The sequence below is a fragment of the Oleiagrimonas sp. genome (assembly GCF_027858935.1).
In the GTDB taxonomy this organism is placed as follows: domain Bacteria; phylum Pseudomonadota; class Gammaproteobacteria; order Xanthomonadales; family Rhodanobacteraceae; genus Oleiagrimonas.
In genome coordinates, this window is sequence record NZ_JAQIBU010000125.1 from 1 (window position 1) to 4,571 (window position 4,571).

Genomic DNA, 4,571 nt, shown 5'->3' on the forward strand with positions numbered 1-4,571 from the left:
CTGCCGTTCCAGGCACCACCGTTTGACCAGATCAAGGACAGCGACTTCGAGCCGGCCTTCAAGCAGGGCATGGCCGACCAGCTCCAGCAGGTCCAGAAGATTGCCGACAACCCGGCCAAGCCCACCTTCGACAACACCCTGGTGGCGCTGGAAAAGTCCGGTCAGACGCTGCACCGCGTGGAGATGGACTTCAACGCCCTGTTCTCGGCCAATTCCGACCCGGCCCTGAACAAGGTCAATGAGGAGATGTCGACCAGGCTGGCTGCGCACAGCGACGCGATCTACCTCAACGACAAGCTGTTCCAGCGCATCAAGACGCTGTACGACGAACGCAATTCGCTGAAGCTGGATCCCGAGTCGGCGCGCCTGCTGGAGTGGTATTACAACGGCTTCGTGCACCATGGCGCCCAGCTGTCGGTGGCCGACAAGACCAAGCTCAAGAGCCTCAATGAAAAGGCGTCCAGGCTGCGCTCGCAATTCGTCAACAAGCTGCTGGCCGCGACCAAGGCCGGCGCGTTGGTGGTGGATGACAAGGCCAAACTGGACGGTTTGTCCGAAGGCGAGATCGCGGCCGCCGCGCAGGCTGCCAAGGACCGCGGGCTGGACGGCAAGTGGGTCATCCCGCTGCAGAACACCACCCAGCAGCCGGCCCTGGCCGAGCTCACCCATCGCGACGTGCGCCACGAGCTGTTCGAGCATTCCTGGAACCGCACCGAGAAGGGCGGCCCCAACGATACCCGCGCCACCATCGCCCAGCTGGCCAAGGTACGCGCAGAGAAGGCCAAGCTGCTGGGATACCCCAACTTCGCGGCCTGGAAGCTCGAGGACCAGATGGCCAAGACACCCAAGACGGTGCTCGACTTCGTCCACGCGCTGGTGCCGCCGACCATGGCCAAGGCGCGTCACGAGGCTGGCCAGCTGCAGTCGATGATCGACAAGAGCGGCAAGCACTTCAAACTGCAGGCCTGGGACTGGGAGTTCTATGCCAACAAGCTGCGCAAGGCCAAGTTCAATCTTGACCAGGACCAGGTCAAGCCGTACTTCGAGCTCGACAATGTGCTCAAGAACGGCGTGTTCTACGCCGCTCACGAGCTGTACGGCCTGACCTTCAAGGCGCGCAAGGACATCCCGGTCTACAACCCGGACGTGAAGGTGTTCGAGGTGTTCGACAAGGACGGCAAGCCGCTGGGCCTGTTCTATGCCGATTACTTCAAGCGCGACAACAAGCAGGGCGGCGCGTGGATGGACAACCTGGTGGGCCAGTCCACGTTGCTGGGGACCAAGCCGGTCATCTACAACGTGTGCAACTTCACCAAGCCGGCGCCGGGCCAACCCGCACTGATCAGCTTCGATGACGTGACCACCATGTTCCACGAGTTCGGCCACGCGTTGAATGGTTTCTTTGCCAACACGAAATACCCCAGCCTGTCCGGCACCAATACGGCGCGTGACTTCGTCGAGTTCCCGTCGCAGTTCAACGAGCACTGGGCCAGCTATCCGCAGGTGTTCAACCACTACGCCGTGAACTACAAGACCGGCAAGCCCATGCCCAGGGCGCTGGCCGAGAAGATCCACAAGGCCGCCAACTTCAACCAGGGCTATGCCCTGGGCGAGCTGCTCTCGGCGGCGCTGCTGGACATGAGCTGGCACACCATCCCGGCCGACGCGCCGCTGAAGGATGTGGACGCGTTCGAGGCCAAGGCGCTGAAGGACAACCACACCGACCTTTCCTACCTGCCGCCGCGCTATCGCTCCAGCTACTTCATGCACATCTGGGGCAATGGTTATTCGGCCGGTTACTATGCCTATCTGTGGACCGAGATGCTGGACGACGATGCCTTCCAGTGGTTCCAGCAGCACGGGGGCATGACCCGGGCCAACGGCCAGCGCTACCGCGACATGATCCTGTCGCGCGGCAACACCGAGGATCTGGGCAAGATGTTCCGCGACTTCTACGGCAAGGCTCCGGACGTGGCCCCGATGCTGAAGGATCGCGGCTTGAAGTAGGCTCGCCCTGTCGTACGACAATGAAAAAGGCCGGCATGATGCCGGCCTTTTTCATCTGCACAAATCCGGAAGGTTCAGTAGGCGAACTCACGGAACACCGGGTCGACGCTGCCCTTCCACGGACCGTGGAACAGTTCCAGCTTGCGTTCGGCGGGGGTCTGGCCAGACTGTGCCAGTTCCAGCAGCGGCTGCAGGAAGATGGTTTCGTCGACGCCGTGCTCGTTGGCCTGGGCGCGGCGTTTGAGGCCGTGGCCGGCGATCTTCAGGGTTTCCAGGGCCAGGTCACGCACGGTTCCCTTGCGGAACGGCAATTTCAGCGCCTGCCGGGGCACCCCGTCGCGCAGGGCGTTGCGCTCGGCCATGCTGAAATCCTTGACCAGATCCCAGGCGGCATCCAGCGCGGTATCGTCATACAGCAATCCGACCCACAGCGCGGGCAGCGCGCACAACCGGCCCCACGGTCCGCCGTCGGCGCCGCGCATTTCCAGAAAGCGCTTCATGCGCACTTCCGGGAACGTGGTGGTGAGGTGATCGTCCCAGTCGCGCAGGGTCGGCATCACCCCCGGAAGTTCCGGCAGCTTGCCCTTCAGGAAATCGCGGAAGCTGCGTCCGGCCACGTCCACCGGGTTGCCGTCCTGCATGGTGAAATACATCGGCACGTCGAGGATGTAGTCCACCCAGCGCTCGTAGCCGAAGCCGTCCTCGAACACGAAGTCGAGCATGCCGGTACGGTCCGGATCGGTGTCGGTCCACACATGCGAGCGGTAGCTCAGGTACCCGTTGGGCTGGCCTTCGGTGAACGGTGAATCGGCGAACAGCGCGGTGGCCACCGGCTGCAGGGCCAGCGCCACGCGGAATTTCTTGACCATGTCCGCTTCGCTGGAGAAATCCAGGTTCACCTGCACCGTGCAGGTGCGCGTCATCATATCCAGGCCAAGGTTGCCGCGCGTGGGCATGTAGCGACGCATGATGGCGTAGCGGCCCTTGGGCATCCACGGCATCTGATCGCGCGTCCACTTGGGCTGGAAACCCATGCCCAGGAAACCCATGCGCAGTTCGTCGGCCACCGAACGCACCTCGGCCAGGTGGCCGTTCACTTCGCGGCAGGTCTGGTGGATGGTCTCTAGCATGGCGCCGGACAGTTCCAGTTGTCCGGCCGGCTCCAGCGTGATCGAGGCCCCGTCACGGAGCAGCGCGACCGGCATGCCATGCTCGCGGTTGATATCCCAGCCATGCTTGGCGGCGATGCCTTCCAGCAGCACCCGGATGCCGCGCTCGCCTTCGTATGAGGGCGCACGCAGGTCGTCCCAGTGGAAGCCGAATTTCTCGTGTTCGGTACCGATGCGCCAGGCGTCGCGAGGTTTTTCACCGCTGGCAATGTACGCCACCAGCTGTCGTGGATCGGTGATCGGGGTGGCTTTGGCGGAGCTTGGGATCGACACCAGATAATCCTTGCATGAGGTCACGCCCCACAGTGGGGGCGAATCTGCGCAATTGAAAGGGCTCGGGAGCCGATCACGTGACTCGGCGGGTCGTCAACTTCGGACTCAGGCGTGTTCACCGGGGTGGAACGCCAGCGCCAGTCCGTTCATGCAGTAACGCAGGCCGGTCGGGGGCGGCCCGTCCTTGAATACATGCCCGAGGTGGCCCTTGCAGCGGCGGCAGTGCACCTCGGTGCGGGTCATCCACAGGCTGTCGTCGCTGCGTGTGGCGATGGCGTGCGGAAGCGGTTTCCAGAAGCTGGGCCAGCCGGTGCCGGAGTCGTATTGGGTGGCCGAACTGTAGAGCGGCAGCGCGCAGCCGGCACAATGGTAGATGCCGCTGCGCGTCTCGTGATCCAACGGACTGCTGAAAGGGGGTTCGGTGCCGTCCTCGCGCAGGATGCGAAACTGCGCCGGGGTCAGTCGTTGGCGCCACTGGGCCGGACTCAGGTCCCAGCGTCCCGTGGCCGCGCCTGTGGCTGCGACTGCGACCGCCGACTCGCCGGCGCGGCGGCGGTCGCAGCCTCCCAGCAGCAGCGCACCGGCGGCGCCGGCGATAGTGATCAGGAAGTTGCGTCGTTGCATGCCTGGCCTCCGTCTAGGCTTCATGACCATCATACGGACCGGAAAGGCGGTTGGACGCTTGCGCGTGGCGTGCGGCGCGAACCCCACCTCAATCCTCATCCCTTATCCATCTTCCAGGCCGGGTGCCGAGAGCCCGGCAGGTGCGCGCAAGGCATCCGCCTATTCCCGCACCGCCGCGTAATCGCGTGCAGTCTCGTCCCACGGCGGCGCATCCAGGATCGCCGGCAGCACGTCGGCCGGCTCGGCCACGCGCTGCCACATGCGCGTGTGCTCGGGATTCATGAAGCGCGCGGCGATCACCTGCTGCATGAAGGCATCCAGCGGTCGATAGAAGCCCAGCGTGTCCAGCAGCACGATCGGGTTGAGGTAGATCCCCAGGCGCTTGAGCGTGATCGCCTCGAACAGCTCCTCCAGCGTGCCGCAGCCGCCGGGCAGGGCGACCACGGCGTCCGAGCCGGTCAGCAGGCGGTGCTTGCGCTCGCGCATGTCCTCGACCAG

The 4,571-nt window shown here is 64.3% G+C and carries 4 protein-coding genes; 1 reads left to right on the forward strand and 3 read right to left on the reverse strand.

Annotated features, from left to right (window positions below):
- Positions 1-2,007: peptidyl-dipeptidase Dcp (gene dcp / locus PF446_RS04805; RefSeq protein ID WP_298070111.1), on the forward strand; the 2,007-nt coding region annotated here is incomplete at its 5' end.
- Positions 2,008-2,081: 74 nt separating this feature from the next.
- Here dcp and PF446_RS04810 read toward each other — a convergent pair.
- The 3 genes from PF446_RS04810 to PF446_RS04820 all read right to left on the reverse strand — a co-directional run.
- Complete coding sequence (locus tag PF446_RS04810; protein ID WP_298070112.1) at positions 2,082-3,449, reverse strand: glutamate--cysteine ligase; 1,368 nt, start codon at positions 3,447-3,449, stop codon at positions 2,082-2,084.
- A 105-nt stretch (positions 3,450-3,554) separates the two neighbouring features.
- Complete coding sequence (gene msrB, locus PF446_RS04815; protein WP_298070113.1) at positions 3,555-4,073, reverse strand: peptide-methionine (R)-S-oxide reductase MsrB; 519 nt, start codon at positions 4,071-4,073, stop codon at positions 3,555-3,557.
- Positions 4,074-4,232: 159 nt separating this feature from the next.
- Positions 4,233-4,571 (reverse strand): LOG family protein (locus PF446_RS04820; RefSeq protein ID WP_298070114.1); only part of this gene is annotated, 339 nt, incomplete at its 5' end.

What these genes read in the sequence shown, in the direction of transcription:
- msrB (WP_298070113.1), bottom strand. Translation starts at nt 4,073, where the DNA reads ATGCAACGACGCAACTTCCTGATCACTATCGCCGGCGCCGCCGGTGCG.